At 71.2% G+C, this 19,331-nt stretch carries 19 protein-coding genes; 16 read left to right on the forward strand and 3 right to left on the reverse strand.

The window, feature by feature from the left end; genetic code table 11:
* Positions 1-195: 195 nt before the first annotated feature.
* A complete protein-coding gene (locus ISU10_RS20760) occupies positions 196-1,296 on the reverse strand; it encodes a trans-sulfuration enzyme family protein (RefSeq protein ID WP_194698362.1) in 1,101 nt (366 codons plus the stop codon).
* Between the two features lie 33 nt (positions 1,297-1,329).
* On the opposite strand from ISU10_RS20760, the gene ISU10_RS20765 reads away from it, so the two are divergent.
* A complete protein-coding gene (locus tag ISU10_RS20765) occupies positions 1,330-2,457 on the forward strand; it encodes a D-alanine--D-alanine ligase family protein (protein WP_194698363.1) in 1,128 nt (375 codons plus the stop codon).
* On the opposite strand, the gene ISU10_RS20770 is transcribed toward ISU10_RS20765, so the two are convergent.
* Together ISU10_RS20770 and ISU10_RS20775 are read right to left on the reverse strand one after the other, a co-directional pair.
* A complete protein-coding gene (locus tag ISU10_RS20770; protein WP_306442250.1) occupies positions 2,454-2,984 on the reverse strand; it encodes a DUF3515 domain-containing protein in 531 nt (176 codons plus the stop codon). The genes ISU10_RS20765 and ISU10_RS20770 overlap by 4 nt on opposite strands.
* Positions 2,963-3,199: an Lrp/AsnC family transcriptional regulator gene (locus ISU10_RS20775; RefSeq protein ID WP_151081652.1), complete on the reverse strand. Its 237-nt coding sequence runs from the start codon at positions 3,197-3,199 to the stop codon at positions 2,963-2,965. The genes ISU10_RS20770 and ISU10_RS20775 overlap by 22 nt, the downstream gene beginning before the upstream one ends.
* Positions 3,200-3,273: 74 nt before the next feature.
* Here ISU10_RS20775 and ISU10_RS20780 point away from each other — a divergent pair, with 74 nt between their 5' ends.
* From ISU10_RS20780 to ftsY, 15 genes are all read left to right on the forward strand, one after another.
* Entirely contained in the window at positions 3,274-4,221 is a 948-nt protein-coding gene (locus ISU10_RS20780) for a thiamine-phosphate kinase (RefSeq protein WP_194698365.1), read from the forward strand.
* A gap of 130 nt (positions 4,222-4,351) precedes the next feature.
* On the forward strand, positions 4,352-4,537 hold the full coding sequence (gene rpmB, locus ISU10_RS20785) for a 50S ribosomal protein L28 (protein WP_194698387.1): 186 nt from the start codon (positions 4,352-4,354) through the stop codon (positions 4,535-4,537).
* Positions 4,538-4,634: 97 nt separating this feature from the next.
* Positions 4,635-6,308, forward strand: a complete 1,674-nt coding sequence (locus ISU10_RS20790) for a DAK2 domain-containing protein (RefSeq protein ID WP_194698366.1) — start codon at positions 4,635-4,637, stop codon at positions 6,306-6,308.
* 10 nt (positions 6,309-6,318) lie between these two features.
* Entirely contained in the window at positions 6,319-8,601 is a 2,283-nt protein-coding gene (locus ISU10_RS20795) for an ATP-dependent DNA helicase RecG (RefSeq protein ID WP_370865763.1), read from the forward strand.
* Positions 8,602-8,622: 21 nt separating this feature from the next.
* Positions 8,623-9,195 (forward strand): 16S rRNA (guanine(966)-N(2))-methyltransferase RsmD, encoded by a 573-nt coding sequence (gene rsmD / locus ISU10_RS20800; protein ID WP_370865764.1) that lies wholly within the window; start codon positions 8,623-8,625, stop codon positions 9,193-9,195.
* A gap of 12 nt (positions 9,196-9,207) precedes the next feature.
* A complete protein-coding gene (coaD, locus tag ISU10_RS20805) occupies positions 9,208-9,789 on the forward strand; it encodes a pantetheine-phosphate adenylyltransferase (RefSeq protein WP_370865765.1) in 582 nt (193 codons plus the stop codon).
* 108 nt (positions 9,790-9,897) lie between these two features.
* Entirely contained in the window at positions 9,898-10,428 is a 531-nt protein-coding gene (locus ISU10_RS20810; protein ID WP_370865766.1) for a YceD family protein, read from the forward strand.
* Positions 10,429-10,441: 13 nt separating this feature from the next.
* Complete coding sequence (gene rpmF / locus ISU10_RS20815) at positions 10,442-10,627, forward strand: 50S ribosomal protein L32 (protein WP_194698367.1); 186 nt, start codon at positions 10,442-10,444, stop codon at positions 10,625-10,627.
* Between the two features lie 59 nt (positions 10,628-10,686).
* The gene (gene rnc / locus ISU10_RS20820) at positions 10,687-11,373 is read left to right on the forward strand and encodes a ribonuclease III (RefSeq protein WP_228501564.1); all 687 of its coding nucleotides are present in this window, start codon (positions 10,687-10,689) and stop codon (positions 11,371-11,373) included.
* A gap of 18 nt (positions 11,374-11,391) precedes the next feature.
* Entirely contained in the window at positions 11,392-12,279 is an 888-nt protein-coding gene (gene mutM, locus ISU10_RS20825; protein WP_194698368.1) for a bifunctional DNA-formamidopyrimidine glycosylase/DNA-(apurinic or apyrimidinic site) lyase, read from the forward strand.
* 110 nt (positions 12,280-12,389) lie between these two features.
* Complete coding sequence (locus ISU10_RS20830; protein ID WP_194698369.1) at positions 12,390-12,599, forward strand: hypothetical protein; 210 nt, start codon at positions 12,390-12,392, stop codon at positions 12,597-12,599.
* A gap of 85 nt (positions 12,600-12,684) precedes the next feature.
* Entirely contained in the window at positions 12,685-13,953 is a 1,269-nt protein-coding gene (locus ISU10_RS20835) for an MFS transporter (protein ID WP_194698370.1), read from the forward strand.
* 251 nt (positions 13,954-14,204) lie between these two features.
* Positions 14,205-17,753, forward strand: a complete 3,549-nt coding sequence (smc, locus tag ISU10_RS20840) for a chromosome segregation protein SMC (RefSeq protein WP_194698371.1) — start codon at positions 14,205-14,207, stop codon at positions 17,751-17,753.
* Between the two features lie 52 nt (positions 17,754-17,805).
* A complete protein-coding gene (locus tag ISU10_RS20845) occupies positions 17,806-18,102 on the forward strand; it encodes a hypothetical protein (protein WP_194698372.1) in 297 nt (98 codons plus the stop codon).
* A 56-nt stretch (positions 18,103-18,158) separates the two neighbouring features.
* On the forward strand, positions 18,159-19,283 hold the full coding sequence (gene ftsY, locus ISU10_RS20850) for a signal recognition particle-docking protein FtsY (protein ID WP_194698373.1): 1,125 nt from the start codon (positions 18,159-18,161) through the stop codon (positions 19,281-19,283).
* Positions 19,284-19,331: the final 48 nt, after the last annotated feature.

Consider the following 19,331-nt stretch of genomic DNA (forward strand, 5'->3'; position numbering starts at 1 on the left):
TGCGCAGCAACCGTCTCGAGACCCGCTGAGAGGGCCGCAGGCATGGCGCCTGGTTTCGAGACGGGCGCTAGCGCGCCCTCCTCAACCGGCAGGCTCGGGCGCGCCCTCCTCAACCGGCAGGCTCGGGCGCGCCCTCCTCAACCGGCAGGCTCGGGCGCGCGCCCTCCTCAACCAGCGAGCTCGGGCGCGCCCTCCTCAACCAGCGACGGGGCGCAGAGCCTGCTCGAGGTCGGACCAGAGGTCCTCGATGTCCTCGATGCCGACAGACATCCTGACCAGGCCCTCGGGGATCGTGGTGGCCTCGCCCTTCCACCGGCGGCGGCGTTCGAACGTCGACTCGACGCTGCCCAGCGAGGTGGCATGTACCCACAGCTTCGTCGAGTGCGTCAGCAGGTCTGCGCGATCCGCGCCGTCGAGCACGATGGCGATGACCGCGCCGAAGCCCGGGTAGCGGACCTCGGTGACAGCCGGATGGGCCGACAGCCGGTGGACGAGCTCGGCGGCGTTGGCCTGCGAGCGCTCGATGCGCAGGTGCAGCGTCCTGAGGCCGCGCAGCGCGAGCCAGGTCTCCAAGGTGCCCGGGATCGCGCCGACCAGGTCGCGCCGGCCCTTCAGTACGTCGTACAGCTGGTCGTCGCGCACCACGAGTGCGCCCATCACCAGGTCGCTGTGGCCGGCCAGGAACTTGGTGACCGAGTGGAGCACGATGTCGGCGCCGAGCTCGAGCGGCCGTTGCAGCAGGGGAGTGGCGAAGGTGTTGTCGACGACCACCGAGGCCCCGACGTCGTGGCCGGCCGCGATGAGTCGCTCCATGTCGGCGACCTCGAGGGCGGGGTTGGTGGGCGACTCGATCCAGAGGATGGCGGCTCCGTCCGGTGAGCTGTCGAGGGCCTCGAGCACGGCCGCAGTGTCGGCGATGTCGACGAGCGCCGCCTTGATCCGACCGCGGGCCTCCAGGTCACCGAGCTGACCGATGCTGCCGAGGTAGGCATGCCGCGGCGCCACCACGAGTGCGTCCCGGCCTACCAGGTCGAGGACCGTCGAGACGGCCGCCAGTCCCGAGGAGAACGCCAGAGCACGCCCGCTCTCCAGGGCGCCGAGGGCTTCCTCGAACGCCGTCCACGTGGGGTTGGCGTACCTGCCGTACTCGAGGTCGCCACCCGCGACGTACGTCGAGGCCATCATGATCGGCGCGTTGAGCGGCTGGTCGGGCTCGTGCGGCGGACGACCGGCGTGCACGACGACGGTGGCGGCGGACAGGCTGGATGGGCTCGGGGCGGGGGTGTCGCCAGACATGGCGCCCAACCTAGGCCGATAGGTTGGCAGGCGATGACTCAGCCCGAGAAGTCGCCCAGGAAGAGGATCGCCGTCGTGTTCGGCGGCCGGTCCAGCGAGCACGCCATCTCCTGCGTGACCGCCGGGAGCGTGCTGCAGGCCATCGACCCCACGAAGTACGACGTGGTGCCGATCGGCATCGCCACCGACGGTCGCTGGGTGCTGGAGTCGGGCGATCCCGACCTGTTGCAGATCACCTCGCCCGACAAGCTGCCGGAGGTGGACGGCGCGCGCGCGGCCGTGATGCTCACGCGCGACTCCGGCGGGACCGACCTCGTGGTCCACGAACCGTCCCAGCCGCCGCAGACGCTCGGCGAGGTGGACGTGGTGTTCCCGCTGCTGCACGGGCCGTGGGGGGAGGACGGCACGATCCAGGGACTGCTCGAGATGGCCGGCGTGCGCTACGTCGGCGCGGGTGTGCTGGCGAGCGCGGTCAGCATGGACAAGTCCTACATGAAGGTCGTGCTCGGCGCGGCCGGGCTCCCCCTGATGTCGTCGCTGACGGTCACGGCTCGCGAGTGGTACCGCGACCCCGACGGCCTGACCCATCGCATCGGCGAGCTGGGCTACCCGGTGTTCGTGAAGCCCGCTCGTGGAGGCTCGTCGATCGGAATCTCCAAGGTGCACCACGCCGGCGAGCTGGCAGAGGCGATCGAGGAGGCGCACCGCCACGACCCCAAGGCCCTGGTGGAAGTGGCGGCCGAGGGCGCACGCGAGGTCGAGTGCGGGGTGCTGCAGGCGCTCGACGGCACCCCCGAGACAAGCGTGCCGGCCGAGATCCGGATCACCGGTGACCACGAGTTCTACGACTTCGCGGCCAAGTACCTGCCCGAGGAGCACACCGAGCTCGACGTACCCGCCGACATCCCCGACGACGTGGCCGCCACGATGCGCGAGCTGGCGGCCCGCGCCTTCGAGGCGGTCGGCTGCGAGGGCCTGGCCCGCGTCGACTTCTTCCTGTTCCCCGACGGCTCGCTCGTCGTCAACGAGATCAACACGATGCCGGGCTTCACGCCGCTCTCGATGTTCCCCCGGATGTGGGCCGCCACCGGCCTCGACTACGCCGCCCTCGTCGACCGTCTCATCGAGCTGGCGCTGCGGCGGGACACTGGCTTGCGCTAGTCGCAGGCATCGATGGGCTCGAGATGGCCCTCGATCGGGGCTGCGAGGTCCGCGAGGACGTCGTCAGTCCGGTCGCTCTCGTCGCCGGGCACCTGGACCGAGACGATCGGGAAGTGGTCGACGGCTGTGAACACCTGGTCGCCCGACCGGTCCTCGGTGGCGAACCAGCCCACCCCACCGACGACTTGGCAGGCCGGCGTCTGGTCGAACGAGGAAGGTACGTCGGCTCCGCAGCGCACGATGATCGGCGGGTCGCCCCAGGCCCGGCCGAGTGCGGCGGCCGGGTTGACCTTCCGCTTCTCCTCGCCGTCAAGGCGGCGCGGCAGAGCGTCGAGGAACGCGTCGCAGGTGGCGGTGTCGGCCTCGTCGAGGACCGGCGACTCGAGGGTGACCGGCTCGTCGGCGCAGGCCGTCAGCACCGTCGCGGCGAGGAGAAGGACCGCACCGATGCAGACGCCCCGGACCCTTGCGGGGCCGAGGCGTCGCGCGCTGGGAAGGTTCGCGGTCAGATGTGCACCACCGGACAGGTCAGCGTGCGGGTGATGCCGTCGAGGTTCTGGACCTTCGAGACCACCAGCTTGCCGAGCTCGTCGACGTTGCGCGCCTCGGCGCGGACGATGACGTCGTAGGGGCCGGTGACGTCCTCGGCGAGCGTCACGCCCTTGACCTGGGCGATGGCGCGGGCCACGTCGGCAGCCTTGCCCACGTCGGTCTGGATCAGGATGTAGGCCTGGACGACCATCGATCGCTCCTCGGGGTCCGGGGGTGCTTGCCGCCGCCCAACCTACAGGTGGCCGCTACTGGTGAGATAGGCACGTGACCATCCCGCCAGACGCAACCTTGGCCGATGTCGGCGAGTTCGGGCTCATCGCGCAGCTGACCGCCCTGTTCTCGCAGGGCGAGCACGTCCTCGTCGGGCCGGGAGACGACGCGGCCGTGCTGCGGGTCCGTACCGGCCACGTCGTGGTCTCCACCGACCTGCTCGTGGAGGGCCGGCACTTCCGCCGTGACTGGGCGAGCGCCGAGGACGTCGGGCATCGCGCCGCCGCGCAGAACCTGTCCGACATCAACGCCATGGGCGGCACCGCCCACTCGCTCACCATCGGCCTCGGAGCACCGGGCGACCTACCGGTCCAGTGGGCGCTGGACTTCGCCCGCGGCTTCGCCGAGGAGTGCGCACTCGTGAGCGCCAGCGTCGTCGGTGGTGACCTGACCGGGGCGCGCGAGGTGGTGATCGCCGTGACCGCCATCGGCTCATGCGCTCAGGCGCCGGTCCTGCGCTCGGGCGCCGAGCCGGGTCAGGTGCTCGCCATCGCCGGCCGCCAGGGTTGGTCGGCCGGTGGGCTCGCCGTACTGGGTCGCGGCTTCCGTTCCCCCCGCGTCCTGGTCGAGGCATACCGCCGTCCGGAGCCGCCGTACGGCGCCGGCCCGGCCGCCGCGGCCGCTGGCGCGACCGCGATGATCGACGTCTCCGACGGGCTCGTCGCCGACGCCGGCCATCTAGCCCAGGACTCCGGCGTGTCGATCGACCTGCGCAGCGCGGCGTTCGAGGTGCCGGAGCCACTGCATGCGGTGGCCGCCGCCACCGGCAGCGACCCGCTCCAGCTGATCCTCGGCGGTGGTGAGGACCACTCGTTGCTCGCGACCTTCGACCGCGGATCCGTGCCCGACGGCTGGACCGAGATCGGCACCGTCGGTGACGGCGAGGGGGTCACGGTCGACGAGGCCGCCTACGACGGCCCCGCCGGTTGGGCGCACTTCTAGGCCCTGCAGCTCAGGTCCGGACTGACGATTGGGAGTCGTCACCGCATCTCGGCTAATCTCTTCCAGTTGCCCGGAGCACGCGAACTTCCGGGTGACGCCAGACCTCGACATCGATTTCAGGAGCATGACCGTGGCTGCCGTCTGCGACATCTGCGCCAAGAAGCCGGGCTTCGGCAACAACCGCCCGTGGTCCAAGAAGGCCACGCGCCGTCGCTTCGACCCCAACATCCAGCGGGTCCGTGCCATGGTCAACGGCACTCCCAAGCGCCTCCACGTCTGCACCTCGTGCATCAAGGCCGGCAAGGTCACTCGCTAGGGTCACTCGCTGATCTGACGCATCCAACGGACCCCGGGGACGACACCCCGGGGTCTTCTCATGTCCGGGTGTCCTGCCAACTACTAACCTTCGCCAGATGGAGCAGGTGCCCGGCGGGTCGGCCCGTGGGAGCGGGACGATCGAGCTGGCGGTGGTGCTCCGCTTCATCGACATCGCGGTCGACGCGCTGGCCGCGGCCCGTGAGGAGATCGACGCCCTCAACGTCTATCCGGTGCCCGACGGCGACACCGGCACCAACATGTACCTCACCGTCGCGGCCGCCCGGGAGGCCCTGCGAGATGCCGTCAAGGACGACCCCGATCTGCTCACCGGACTGGCAGCGCTCCGCAAGGGTGCACTGCTGGGAGCCCGCGGCAACAGCGGCGTGATCCTCAGCCAGATGCTGGGCGCGCTGGCCACCACGATCTCGCGCGCCTCGGCCGAGGATCGCAACGCCAGCATCATGGCCCGGGCGCTCAGAGAGGCCACCGATGGCGCCTATGCAGCGGTCGGCACGCCCGTCGAGGGCACGATCCTGACGGTGATCCGGGCCGCTGCCGAGGCTGCCGAGGCCCGTGCGGCCGAGCCCGGAGCCCGAGCCCGCGACGTCTTCACCGACGCCGCAGCGGCAGCACGCGAGGCGCTCGCCCACACCCCCGAGCAGCTCGCGGTGCTGCGAGACGCCGGCGTCGTCGACGCGGGCGGTCGTGGCTTGAGCGTGGTCCTCGACGCCGCCGAGACCGTCCTGACGGGTCGTCGACCCATCCCCGTGACCGCTCCGATCGGAGCGCGTCGGATCCCCGTGCTGACCCACGAGCCCGGGGAGGACCTGACTGCTGAGGGCCCGGCGTACGAGGTGATGTACCTGCTCGACGCCGATGACGACTCCCTGCCGGCCCTCAAGCTGGCCTTGGCCGGACTCGGCGACTCGCTCGTCGTGGTCGGCGGCGACGGACTGTGGAACGTGCACGTCCACGTCGACGACGTCGGGGCCGCGGTCGAGGCCGGCATCGTGGCCGGGCGCCCGCATCGCATCCGCGTGACCCACTTCGCCGAGCAGGTGGCCGAGGCCAAGGTGCGCGACCGGATGCGACACACGCCGACCCGCACAGGACGCCAGGTCGTCGCCGTGGCGGCGGGGCCGGGGCTGGAGAAGCTGTTCGAGGAGGCCGGCGCGACGGTCGTCCTCGGCGGCCCTGGCAACCGTCCCTCGACCGGCATGATCCTCGACGCCATCCGGGCCTCGGGGGCCCAGGAGGTAGTGGTGCTCCCCAACGACCCCGACTCGGTGCGTGCGGCCGAGGCTGCCGCCCGCACGGCCGAGGGCGATGACGGCATCCGCGTGGCCGTGATCGCCACCGAGGCGCAGGTCCAGGGACTGGCGGCGGTGGCCGTGCACGAGCCCGGTCGCCCGTTCGACCAGGACGTGCTGGAGATGACGGCTACGGCGCGACACGCCCGCCACGGCGCGGTCACCGTCGCGGCCAGGCGGGCGATGACGATGGCCGGCCCGTGCGAGCCCGGGGACATCCTCGGCGTGGTGGCCGGGGACTTCGCGGTGGTCGGTGACGACATCGATGCCGTGGCGGCTGATGTGGCCGAGCGGCTGCTGGCCGGCGGCGGCGAGCTCGTCACCATCGTCGCGGGGGAGGGCGGGGAGGAGCTGGCCCGCAGAGCCGCATCGGGGGTCGAGCGTCGCCACCCCCATGTCGACGTGATGGTGTACGACGGTGGTCAGGAGCGCTACCCGCTGCTGATCTCCGTCGAATAGGAACCCACTCGTGATCACGCTCGACTCGCCGGTGACGACCGTGCTCGGCGACAAGACGACCAAGCGCAAGCGGATGGCCGAGGGCCTCGGCATCGAGACCGTCGGCGACCTGCTGCGCCACTTCCCGCGCCGCTACGTCAAGACCGGCGAGCTGACCCGCGTCGAGGACCTGCGCGAGGGCGAGATGCTCACCGTCGTCGGCGAGATCATCCACAGCGAGGTCAAGCAGTACGTCGACCGGCGCACCCGCCGTCCGGCATACCGCCTCGAGACGATCCTCCAGACCGACGGCCCGCGCCTGAAGATGACCTTCTTCTACAAGAACTCCGGCGCGGCCGGGTGGCAGGCTCGGCGCCTGAACATCGGCCGCCGCGGCGTCTTCGTCGGACAGCTGAGCAGCTTCCGCAACGAGTGGCAGCTGACCAACCCGAAGATGGTGCTCTTCGGCCAGGTGGACGATGGGTCCGGCCCCGCGGACGTTGAGTCGGGTGGTGTCGTCGACAACTTCGCCGACCTCTACCCGATCTACCCCCTCACCAAGGGCTTGGAGTCGTGGGACCTGCAGCGCGCGGTCAACTTCGCGCGCTCGGTGATCGACGACGTACCCGAGCTGGTCCCCGACGACATCAGGAAGCAGTACGACGTCGTGACCGCCCGCCGGGCCATCGACCTGATCCACGCGCCCGACACCTACGCCCAGGTGGAGCTGGGGCGTCGTCGCTACCGGTTCGAGGAGGCACTGGTCACCCAGGTCGTGCTGGGGCGCCGGCGCGCCTTCGTGCGGGCGCTCGGAGCGCAGGCCCGCAAGGGTGGCGGCGGACTGCTCGCGGCGTTCGACGAGCGGCTGCCCTTCGAGCTGACCGACGGGCAGCGCGAGATCGGCGAGGTCATCGAGGCCGACCTGGCACGCGACCACCCGATGAACCGGCTGCTCCAGGGCGAGGTCGGCTCTGGCAAGACGCTGGTGGCGCTGCGCGCCATGCTGCGAGTCGTCGACTCCGGGGGCCAGGCCGCCCTGCTCGCTCCGACCGAGGTGCTGGCCCAGCAGCATTTCCGGTCGATCACCGCGATGCTCGGCGACCTCGCGGCGGGCGGCATGCTCGGTGGCGCGGCCGAGGGCACCACGGTCGCTCTGCTCACGGGCTCGATGCCCAAAGCCGCACGCGCCGACGCGATGTCGCGCATGGTCACCGGGGAGGCCGGCATCGTGGTCGGCACCCACGCCCTGCTCGAGGAGAAGGTCCAGTTCCTCGACCTCGGCCTGGTGGTGGTCGACGAGCAGCACCGGTTCGGCGTCGAGCAGCGGGCCGCCCTGACCGACAAGGCCGGTTGGCCGCCCCACGTGCTGGTGATGACGGCGACGCCCATCCCGCGCACGGTCGCGATGACGGTCTTCGGCGACCTCGAGGTCTCCACGCTGTCCGAGCTGCCCGCCGGTCGAGCACCCATCCAGACCAACGTGGTGCCGCTGGCCGAGCACCCGACCTGGGAGCACCGCGTCTGGGAGCGGGTTCGTGAGGAGGTCGACAAGGGACATCAGGCCTACGTCGTCTGCCCGCGCATCACCGGCGACGAGCTCGAGGAGGGCGAGATCGACCACGGTGACCGACGATCGGTCGAGGAGCTGGAGTGGCTGACGGAGTCCGAGCCGATCGCAGTGCCCCCCTCGACCAGGCATCCGCTGCGTGCCGTCAACGAGGTGGCCGAGGAGCTGCGCTCGGTCGGCCCGCTCTGCGACGTCCGCGTCGAGATGCTCCACGGCCAGATGCCCGCGGAGGACAAGGACCGCGTGATGCGGTCCTTCGCCGCAGGCGAGGTCGACGTGCTCGTCTCGACCACCGTGATCGAGGTCGGCGTCGACGTTGCCAACGCCACGACCATGGTGCTGCTCGATGCGGACCGCTTCGGCATCTCCCAGCTGCACCAGATGCGGGGCCGGGTCGGTCGTGGTGGTCTGCCAGGGCTGTGCCTCCTGGTCAGCCATGCCGAGGCAGGCTCGCCCGCCCGCGAGCGTCTCGACGCCGTCGCTGCGACCACTGACGGCTTCGAGCTCAGCCGCCTCGACCTCGACCAGCGGCGCGAGGGCGACGTGCTCGGGGCATCCCAGTCCGGGTTCCGATCCAGCCTGACCATGCTGCGCGTGCTGCGCGACGAGGAGACCATCGTCGCCGCGCGCGAGGCGGCCACGACGCTCCTGGCTCGCGACCCCGACCTGTCAGCCACGCCCGAGCTCGCGCGTGCGGTGGCGGAGTTGGAGCAATCACGGCAGTCTGACTTCATCGAGAAGGCTTGATCCGGTCGCACCGGTCATGAGGTGGCATTGACGCGAATCATCGGGGGAGCAGCGGGGGGTCGGCGGATCGACACTCCCCGCGGCACGAGCACGCGCCCGAGCAGCGACCGTGTCCGTGAAGCCCTCTTCTCAGCCATCGAGTCGTGGTGCGGCTCCCTGCACGGGCTGCGGTTCCTCGACCTCTACGCCGGATCGGGTGCCGTCGGCCTCGAGGCCTGGTCGCGGGGCGCGGGCGTCGTCACGCTCGTGGAGCAGGACCGCCGCACGGCCGCCATCATCACTGCCAACGCCCGGACCCTCGGCTTCCGCAAGGCCAACGTGGTCGTCGCCTCGGTGGGCGCGACGCTCATGCGGCCGCACTCCGCGCCGTACGACGTGGTGTTCCTCGACCCGCCCTACCCCACGCCCGACGAGGAGGTCGACGCCAACCTCGACCGGCTCGACGGCGACTGGGTGGTGCCGGGTGGGCTCGTCGTGGTCGAGCGCTCCTCCCGCAGCCGCGCACCCCGGTGGCCGGAGGGCTACGTCGACACCCGGGAGCGCAAGTACGGCGAGACGACGCTCTGGTACGGTCACGCCGCCGCCAGCCGCTAGAGGGGAGGTGCCGTGCCCGAGCCCCGGAAAGTGATCCGCAAGGTGATCCGCCGAGCCGTCTGCCCGGGATCCTTCGATCCGGTCACGCTGGGGCACCTGGACGTCATCGGCCGCGCCGCGGGCCTGTTCGACGAGGTGCTGGTCGCCGTCGGCACCAATCCGTCCAAGAGCCGGCTGTTCTCCCCCGAGGAGCGACTGGAGATGCTGCGTCGCGCCTGTGCCGACATCGAGGGGGTGCGGGTGGCCTCGTTCAGCGGCCTGCTGACCGACTTCTGCACCGCCAACGACGTGCATGCCATCGTCAAGGGGCTGCGCGCCGGCACCGACTTCGACTACGAGCTGCCGATGGCACACATGAACGCGAGCTTGGCCCCCGGTGTCGAGACGGTCTACCTCCCGACCAGCGCGGGGTGGTCCTTCGTGTCCTCCAGCCTGGTCAAGGAGGTGGCCGGATTCGGCGGCGACATCTCCCGCTTCGTGCCCGACTTCGTGCGCGAGGCCCTCATCGGGCGGTTGACCAGCGGTGATGCTGCGGGCGACACGACGGGTGACACGACGGGCAACACGAGGGGCGACGGTCCGGCGGCGGACTGACTGCGGTTTTGCCCGGTCACGCGGAGGCGGGCTACCCTTTCCCCTGGATCTGCGTGTCCCGACCCGGAAGTGATCTCCCTGAGCAAACTGGACCCGAGAGCGCCGCTCGTGCTCGACACTCGCGAGCTCGGCCGCCGCCCGGGGTCCCAGCGCGAGGTGTCACGCTCCGTGCCGGCTCCCGCAGATCTGGGCATCGAAGTCCTTCATGTCCCCGAAGGCTCGCCGGTCGACCTCGACCTGCGGACCGAAGCGGTCATGGAGGGGGTACTGGTCACGGGCACGGCGCGAGCCGGGCTCGAGGGAGAGTGCGTGCGGTGCCTGGGGGCGATCGACGACGAGATCGAGGTCGACCTCCAGGAGCTGTATGTCTACGACGACCTCGACACAGACCCCGACGAGGACGACGAGACCAGCGTGCTCCACGACGACCTGCTCGACCTGGAGCCCGTGTTGCGGGACGCGGTGGTGCTCGCACTGCCGTTCCAGCCCTTGTGCCAACCGGACTGTCCCGGACTGTGCGTCGAATGCGGCGCGCGGCTCGCGGAAGACCCGGACCACCGACACGAGGAGCCGGTAGACCCCCGCTGGGCAGCGTTGACGCAGTTGACCGAGATGCAACAAGACGACACCCGTCAGTAGTCAGGAGAAACCAGTGGCAGTCCCGAAGCGGAAGATGTCGCGCAGCAACACGCGTCACCGTCGCTCCCAGTGGAAGGCCGTCGCGCCGACCCTCGTCACCTGCGCCAACCCGGCGTGCGGCGCCAAGCACCTGCCCCACCGTGCGTGCGGCACGTGCGGGCAGTACGGCGCCAGGTCCGAGCGTCGTCAGGTCCTCTGAGCCACGTCGACGCCCTGACCAACTACAGCACGCTCCGATCAGCGCTCGGGGATCCGGTCTTGGAACCCGAGCTCTTGGAGCGTGCCCTCACCCACCGCTCCTATGCCTACGAGAACGGCGGGCTCCCGACCAACGAGCGGCTGGAGTTCCTCGGTGACTCCGTGCTCGGAGTGGTGGTCACCGAGACGCTCTACGTGACCCACCCCGACCTATCGGAGGGCCGGCTGGCCAAGTTGCGCGCAGCCGTCGTCAACGCGCGTGCGCTGGCCGACGTAGGACGTGACATCGGTCTCGGCGAACACGTCAAGCTCGGTCGCGGCGAGGAGGCTACGGGCGGCCGTGCCAAGGCCTCGATCCTCTCCGACACCGTCGAGGCCGTCATCGGGGCCGTGCACCTCAGCGGCGGCTTCGACGCCTCCGCTCCGCTGGTCCACATGCTCTTCGACCCCCTCATCGAGGCTGCCTCCGAGATGGGCGCCGGGCTGGACTGGAAGACCTCCCTGCAGGAGCTCTCCGCGGAGCGTGGGCTCGGCGTCCCCGAGTACGTCATCCAAGACGACGGGCCCGACCACATGAAGACGTTCACCGCCCAGGTCCGCGTGGGCGAGGGCCTCTACGGCAACGGCGTGGGCCGGTCCAAGAAGGAAGCCGAGCAAGCGGCGGCCGAGACCGCCTACGGCGAGCTGTCCGAGCTCTCGCGCATCGACGCTGCAGGGCTCGACGCTGCCTCGTCCACCGACGACTGAGCAGAGCATCTGCCACCAGTGCCCGAGCTGCCCGAGGTCGAGGTCGTCCGTGCCGGACTGGAGCGCCACGTCGTCGGCGCGACTCTCGAGCGCGTCGAGGTGCTCCACCCCCGACCCGTACGCCGCGACCCGCGCGGGTCGACCGGCTTCGCGGCCGCACTGACCGGGCGCCGGGTCGAGGCGGTGCGGCGGCGCGGGAAGTACTTCTGGCTGGTCCTCGACAACGGAGAGGCACTGCTCGGGCACCTCGGGATGAGCGGCCAGATGCTGGTCCAGCCGGCCGACGCACCCGACGACCGCCACCTGAGGGTGCGGTTCACGCTCGGCGGGCGCGCCTTCGCCGGCACCGAGCTGCGCTTCGCCGACCAGCGGATGTTCGGCGGGCTGATGGTCGCGCAGATGGTGTCGCAGGACGGGACCGAGCTCCCGACCGAGATCGCCCACATCGCGCGAGACCCGCTCGACCCGGAGTTCGACGTCGAGGCCGTCGTGCGCCGCGTGCGTCGGCGTACGTCCGGGATCAAGCGGCAGCTGCTCGACCAGACCCTGGTCTCCGGAGTCGGCAACATCTACGCCGACGAGGCGCTGTGGCGGGCCCAGGTGCACGGCGAGCGTCGTGGTGACCGGCTGTCGGCCCGCCAGGTTCGCGAGCTCCTCGACCACGCCCGTGAGGTGATGATCGCGGCGCTGGGGCAGGGTGGCACGTCGTTCGACGCGCTCTACGTCAACGTCAACGGTCAGTCGGGCTACTTCGACCGGTCGCTGCACGCCTACGGCCAGGAGGGGCTTCCTTGCGACCGCTGCGGCACCGCCATCCGGAGGGTTGCCTTCATGAACCGCTCGTCGTACTTCTGCCCGCTCTGCCAGCCGGCTCCGAGGCGAGCGGCCCGGGTGAGCCGGTCCTGACCGCCCCGAATCCGCGGGGGCCACAGATTGACCTGTGCGGCCCGGAGTGTCACCCTTGAAGACGGCCCCCTCGGGGAGGGCTGTCACCGTCACCGGAAGGCTTTCACTACATGGCCAAGGCGCTGCTCGGCACCTTCCACAGCGACCAGCGGACCGCCGCCCACCTCCTGTCGGAGAACACCCGTCTCCGGATGCGCGTGCGTGACCTGGAAGACCTCGTCGCCCGGCTCCAGGACGAGAACGACCGCATGGCCCAGGCCGCCGCGGTCGCGATCCTCGACCTCGAGTCAGACGAGCTCAAGGAGATGCAGCCGGTCTGACCGGCCCGTCCGACGGCGACTCCGCGAGTCGCCGCTGACATATCGGCGTGCCCGCGGGCGCCCGCCTCGGTAGGTTCGACCGGCCATGAGGTCACTGGTCGAGATCGTCGCGCCCCCACGGTTGGGCACGCCCTTCCGCTGGCTGCTCGGCGCGACGTGGGTCAGCAACATCGGCGACGGGTTCGCCATCGCGGCTGGGCCGCTCCTGGTCGCCTCCCAGACCCACGACCCGTTCCTCGTGGCCTTGGCGGCCTTCGTGCAGTGGGCGCCGCCGTTCGTGTTCGGGCTCTGGGCCGGAGTGCTCTCCGACCGGATGGACCGCAAGCTGCTGGTCATCACCGTCGACCTGATGCGGGCGGTCGTGGTGCTGGTGCTCGTGGGCACGATCGTCACCGAGACCGTCTCGATCACCGTGGTGCTGGCGGCGCTGTTCCTGCTCGGCACCGCTGAGGTCTTCGTCGACAACGCCGCCGCGACGCTGCTGCCGATGATCGTCAGGCGCGACGACCTGGCGATCGGCAACGCCCGGATCCAGGTCGGGTTCATCACCATCAACCAGCTCGTCGGGCCGCCGATCGGGGCGGCGCTGTTCGCGGCCGGGTCGGCGTACCCGTTCATCGGTCAGGTCGCGGTGATCGTGCTCAGCGCGATGCTCGTCAGCCGGATGGCCCTCCCGCCGCACGGGCGCGCCGGCGACGAGGTCCGGCCCGTGTGGCACGACATGGTCGAGGGCGTGCGGTGGGTGGTGCATCACCCCGCCGTACGCACGCTGGTGCTGACGATCTTCACCTTCAACATCACCTTCGGGGCCGCCTGGTCGGTGCTGGTCCTCTACGCGCTGCGCCGGCTCGGCCTCGGGGAGATCGGCTTCGGGCTGCTGACGACGTGCGGAGCGCTGGGTGGGCTCGCCGGCACCTTGGCCTACGGCTGGATCACCGCTCGCGTGAGCCTGGGCAACCTGATGCGCATCGGCCTGGTCATCGAGACCTTCACCCACCTCGCGCTGGCGCTGACGACCAAGCCGTGGGTCGCGATGGGGATCTTCTTCGTGTTCGGCGCGCACGCCTTCGTGTGGGGCACCACGTCGATCACGGTGCGTCAGCGCGCCGTCCCGACCGGGCTCCAGGGCCGGGTCGGCAGCGTCAACCTGATGGGGACCTACGGCGGACTGGTCCTCGGCTCCGGCATCGGCGGCCTCCTCGCCCGGGAGTGGGGCGTCACCGCGCCGTTCTGGTTCGCCTTCGCCGGCTCGGCCGTCTTCGTGGTGCTGATCTGGGGGCAGCTGCGCCACATCGCCCACACCGATGAGGCACCGCTGCTCGAGGAGCCGCTCAACCCCTCGTCGTCGGGGTAGTCCCGTGCGGTTGGCGGGTCATTTCCCCCTCCTGACCCGTCAACTGCACGGGAGTACGCCGCGGGGCGGGTCAGAGCACGACGCAGGGGCCGTACGACGCAGGGGCCGTACGACGCAGGGCCGACGCCGACACACGCGGGCGGGTTTCGGGGTCAGCAGGGGCGGGCGATTAGGCTGGGCGGGCTGCTTCCCCGCGCACCCGAGTAGACGCCCACCGTTGGCACGACCCGCGACCGGCGTGAGGAGCCCCGTTGTACCTGAAGAGCCTGACCCTGAAGGGGTTCAAGTCCTTCGCGTCCTCGACGACCCTGCAGCTCGAGCCGGGCATCACGTGCATCGTGGGTCCCAACGGCTCGGGCAAGTCCAACGTGGTCGACGCGCTGGCCTGGGTGATGGGCGAGCAGGGGGCCAAGTCGCTGCGCGGCGGCAAGATGGAGGACGTCATCTTCGCCGGCACGTCGGGGCGCCCGCCGTTGGGTCGCGCCGAGGTGCTGCTGACGATCGACAACAGCGACGGTGCGCTGCCGATCGAGTACACCGAGGTGACGATCAGCCGCACGATGTTTCGAAGCGGCGGCTCCGAGTACGCCATCAACGGCACCGCGTGCCGGCTGCTCGACGTGCAGGAGCTGCTCAGCGACTCCGGCATCGGGCGCGAGATGCACGTCATCGTCGGGCAGGGCCAGCTCGACACGATCCTGCATGCGACCCCGGAGGACCGCCGCGGCTTCATCGAGGAGGCAGCCGGCGTCCTCAAGCACCGCAAGCGCAAGGAGAAGGCACTTCGCAAGCTCGATGCCACCGACGGCAACCTGACCCGGCTCGGCGACCTCCTCAACGAGATCCGGCGCCAGCTCAAGCCGCTGGGACGCCAGGCCGAGGTCGCACGCCAGGCGGCGACCGTGCAGGCAGACGTGCGCGACGCGCGGGCGCGGCTGATGGCCGACGACCTGGTCACCGCCAGCACCGCCCTGGACCAGGAGCTGGCCGACGAGACGATCCTGGTCGAGCGCCAGCGGGAGGTGGAGGCTCTGATGGGGTCCGCGCGGGAGCGTGAGACGGCCGTGGAGACCTCGCTGCGTGACGACCTTCCGGCGCTGTCCCTGGCACAGGACACCTGGTTCGCCTTGTCCGGGCTGCGCGAGCGGCTGCGCGGCACCCAGTCGCTAGCCGCCGAGCGGCTGCGCAACGCTGCCTCCGCGGACAGCGGACCCAGCGACTCCGGCCGCGACCCTGACGCGCTCGAACGCGAGGCAGCTGCGGTGCGCGAGCAGGAGCAGGCGATCGCCGCCGAGGTCGAGAGCCAGCGAGCCGCGCTCGAGGCCGCGGTGACCGCACGTCGTACGTCGGAGGAGGCCGCCGCCGACGAGGAGCGCCGGGTGGCAGGCCTGGTCCGGGCCGCCGCCGACCGTCGCGAGGGGTTGGCCCGCCTCCACGGCCAGGTCAACGCCCTGCGCACGCGGGCAGCAGCCGCCGACGACGAGATCGGGCGCCTGCGTGATGCCCACCAGGAGGCTCGCGCCAGGGCGGAGCGGGCGGACCGTGACTTCACCTCGCTGGAGACCAAGGTGGCCGGGCTCGACGCGGGCGAGGAGGGACTCGACGCCGAGCACGAGGCCGCGAGCGCACTCCTCGACGACATCAGCGCCCGCCTCGAGAAGGCCCGCGACGAGGTCCAGCTCGCCGACCGCGAGCGGTCGTCCCTGGCCGCCCGCGTCGAGGCGCTCGAGATGGGTCTGGCCCGTCGCGACGGCGCGGGCGCGCTGCTGGCCGCGACCGGGCAGGTCTCCGGCCTGCTGGGCTCGGTGGCGGCGCTGCTGTCGGTGCGGTCGGGTTACGAGACCGCCGTAGCGGCCGCCCTCGGCACGGCCGCCGATGCGATCGCCGTTGCTGGTCCCGACGCCGCGGTGGCCGCGATCGGCCATCTCAAGACCCACGACCTGGGCCGCGCCGGCATGATCCTCGGCGGCGGGCCGGCTGACGACGGCGACTGGCCCGGCCTGCCGGCCTACGCGACGTACGCCATCGACGCGGTGGAGTGCCCCGAGGACCTGCGAGGGTCCCTGGCGCGGCTGCTGCACAAGACCGCGGTGGTCGACGACCTGGCGGCCGCGCGGTCGCTGTTGGCCGAGCTGCCCGACGTGACGGCGGTGACCCGTGAGGGCGACGTACTCGGCGCGTTCAGCGCCTACGGCGGGTCGAGCTCGCAGCCCAGCCTGCTGGAGATCCAGGCGGCGGTGGACGAGGCATCGGCGCAGCTCGCCGACGCTACGGCCCGAAGCGAGCGGCTCGGCTTCGACATCTCGCGTCTCGACAGCGAGCGCCTGGACGCCCAGCAGCGCGTCGACGTCGCGCTGGCCAAGCTGCACGAGTCCGACGCCACCTTGGCGGCGGTGGCCGAGCAGCTGGGGCAGTTCGGCTCGCAGGCGCGCTCCGCGCGCGCCGAGGGCGAGCGCCTGGAGACCGCGATCACGGCCGCCGAGACGGCGCGCGACCAGGACCTCGCGGGGCTCGCCGAGCTCGAGCAGCGCCTGGGCGCCGCCGAGGCCGGTCCCGACGAGGAGCCCGACACCACCGAGCGCGAGCGCCTGGTGGAGGCCGCCCGCACGGCCCGAGGCCGCGAGATGGAGGCCCGTCTGGCGTTGCGCACCTCCGAGGAGCGAGGTCGTGCCCTCCATGGGAGGGCCGACTCCCTGCTTGCCGCGGCGCAGGCAGAGCGCGATGCCCGGGCCCGGGCCGCCGAGCGTCGCGAGCGGCTGATCCGCGAGGGTCGGGCTGCCGAGGCGGTGGGCACCGCTGTCGCCGTCGTACTCGCCCGCCTCGAGGTCTCCGTGCACCTGGCAGCCGAGGAGCGGGCGGCCGTCGAGGCCACCCGGCGCGACCGTGAGCAGGAGCTGGTGGCCACGCGGACGCGCCTGCGTGAGCTGTCGGCCGAGCACGACGAGCTGATCAGCTCGGTCCACCGCGACGAGATGGCTCGCACCCAGCAACGGATGCGCATCGAGCAGATCTCCGAGCGCGCGCTCGAGGAGCTCGGCCTCGACGTCGAGGGACTGGTGGCCGACTACGGTCCCGACAACCCCGTCCCGGCGACCTCGACCGACGACGACGGCAACCTGCCGGACCCCGTCCCCTACGTGCGCGAGGAGCAGCAGAAGCGGTTGCGCACCGCCGAGCGGGCCCTGGCCATGCTCGGGCGGGTCAACCCGCTGGCGCTGGAGGAGTACTCCGCGATGGAGGAGCGGCACAAGTTCCTCACCGAGCAGCTCGAGGACCTCAAGAGGACCCGCAAGGACCTCCTCGACATCGTCCGTGAGGTCGACGCTCGCGTCGAGCAGGTGTTCACCCAGGCCTACGCAGACGTGTCGGCAGCCTTCGACCAGACCTTCGCCCGCCTGTTCCCCGGTGGTGAGGGCCAGCTGGTCCTGACCGACCCCGACGACATGCTCAACACCGGCATCGAGGTCGAGGCCCGCCCTGCCGGCAAGAAGGTCAAGCGCCTCTCGCTCCTGTCGGGCGGCGAGCGGTCATTGGTCGCGGTGGCGTTCCTGGTGGCGCTGTTCAAGGCGCGGCCGTCGCCGTTCTACATCCTCGACGAGGTCGAGGCCGCGCTCGACGACACCAACCTCGGACGGCTGCTGGAGATCTACGAGGAGCTGCGTGAGAACTCCCAGCTGATCGTGATCACCCACCAGAAGCGCACCATGGAGGTCGGTGACTCGCTGTACGGCGTGACCATGCGTGGCGACGGTGTGTCCGCGGTCATCAGCCAGCGACTGCGTGAGTCCGAGCCGGTGTGATCTGCTGGGTGAGGTTTTGGTTTTCGGGTACTGATCTCGGGAGGGTGATGAGATGACCCAGATCGTGGTGTCGATGGCTTTGATCGTGCTGGTCGCCGCGGTGGTGGCCGTCTACGTGGCCTTTCCCCATCGTGGCGAGGACCTGCCCGGAGCCCCGTGGCTGGGCCGGCTGATGCGGCGGGGTGCCCGCTCGCTGCCGACCGTGGAGCCCGAGCCCGGCGACGTGATGCCGTCAGACGGCGGCTCGCCGGAGCCGGTCGAGTCGCCGATCCAGACCCAGGTCGCCGAGCCCGGTGAGGTCGGCCTCGGCCCTGTGCCAGGGGGCATCGCCGGGCAGCACCGGGCCTGAGTCGGGGCCTGTCGCGATTTCTCGAGACGGGGTGACCGGCTGGTTGGATGGGGCCCATGGGTGAGTGGCTCTACCTGATCATCGGCGTCGTCGTCGTCGCGGTCGGTCTGACGGCCGGGCTGGTGACCACCACGCGTCGTCGCAAGACGCCCGAGCTGTCGGGTCGCCGTACCGACGTCATCGCCCCACCCGAGGCGCCCTCGGACGTCCCCGTCGCCGACGACCTGCTCGTCGAGCCGGCCGCCCCGACGACGGAGAAGCCGGAGACCACCGCCTCCCGCCTGGTGCGGCTGCGTCAGCGGCTGGCCGGCGCTCAAGGCGGGTTCGGCCGCGGCCTGCTCGCCCTGCTCTCGCGCGAACGGCTCGACGAGGACACCTGGGAGTCCATCGAGGACACCCTGCTGACCGCCGACGTCGGCGTCGCACCCACGCAGGAGCTGGTCGACAGGCTGCGCACCCGGCTGCGGGTCGGCGGCGCCGAGGCCCAGGACCCGCGCGAGGTGCTGCGCGAGGAGCTGGTGGCGCTCGTCGGTCCCGATCTCGACCGGCGCTTGCAGATCTCAGGTGCCGACGGTCACCCGGGCGTGGTGCTCGTCGTGGGCGTCAACGGCACCGGCAAGACCACGACCGTGGGCAAGCTCGCCCGCATCCTGGTCGCCGAGGACAAGTCGGTCGTGCTCGGCGCGGCCGACACGTTCCGGGCGGCGGCCGTCGAGCAGCTGGCCACCTGGGGCGAACGCGTGGGCGTCGAGGTGGTCCGCGGCGCCGAGGGCGGGGACCCGGCCAGCGTGGCCTTCGACGCGGTGCGCGAGGGGGACGAGCGCGGCGTCGACACCGTCATCGTCGACACCGCCGGCCGGCTGCAGAACAAGGCCGGCCTGATGGACGAGCTCGGCAAGGTCAAGCGGGTCATCGAGAAGGTGGCCCCGGTGACCGAGGTCTTGCTCGTCCTCGACGCGACCACCGGCCAGAACGGCCTGATCCAGGCCCGCGTCTTCGCCGAGGTCGTCGACGTGACCGGCATCGTGCTGACCAAGCTCGACGGCTCGGCCAAGGGCGGCATCGTGGTCGCCGTCCAACGCGAGCTCGGCGTACCCGTCAAGCTCGTCGGCCTCGGTGAGGGACCCGACGACCTGGCCCCCTTCGAGCCGCGAGCCTTCGTCGACGCCCTGCTCGGCTGACGCCTGACAGGCAATATCGACAGCTGACAGGGGATATTTCACCTGTCA

This window comes from Nocardioides agariphilus (assembly GCF_015352445.1).
Lineage (GTDB): Bacteria > Actinomycetota > Actinomycetes > Propionibacteriales > Nocardioidaceae > Nocardioides > Nocardioides agariphilus.

Excerpts from the sequence above, each read along its gene's own strand:
- ISU10_RS20830 (WP_194698369.1), top strand. The coding sequence starts at position 12,390 with ATGGCCAAGGCGCTGCTCGGCACCTTCCACAGCGACCAGCGGACCGCC.
- ISU10_RS20790 (WP_194698366.1), top strand. The coding sequence starts at position 4,635 with ATGGAGCAGGTGCCCGGCGGGTCGGCCCGTGGGAGCGGGACGATCGAG.
- ISU10_RS20760 (WP_194698362.1), bottom strand. The coding sequence starts at position 1,296 with ATGTCTGGCGACACCCCCGCCCCGAGCCCATCCAGCCTGTCCGCCGCC.
- ISU10_RS20775 (WP_151081652.1), bottom strand. The coding sequence starts at position 3,199 with ATGGTCGTCCAGGCCTACATCCTGATCCAGACCGACGTGGGCAAGGCT.
- ISU10_RS20765 (WP_194698363.1), top strand. The coding sequence starts at position 1,330 with ATGACTCAGCCCGAGAAGTCGCCCAGGAAGAGGATCGCCGTCGTGTTC.
- ftsY (WP_194698373.1), top strand. The coding sequence starts at position 18,159 with ATGGGTGAGTGGCTCTACCTGATCATCGGCGTCGTCGTCGTCGCGGTC.
- ISU10_RS20835 (WP_194698370.1), top strand. The coding sequence starts at position 12,685 with ATGAGGTCACTGGTCGAGATCGTCGCGCCCCCACGGTTGGGCACGCCC.
- ISU10_RS20845 (WP_194698372.1), top strand. The coding sequence starts at position 17,806 with ATGACCCAGATCGTGGTGTCGATGGCTTTGATCGTGCTGGTCGCCGCG.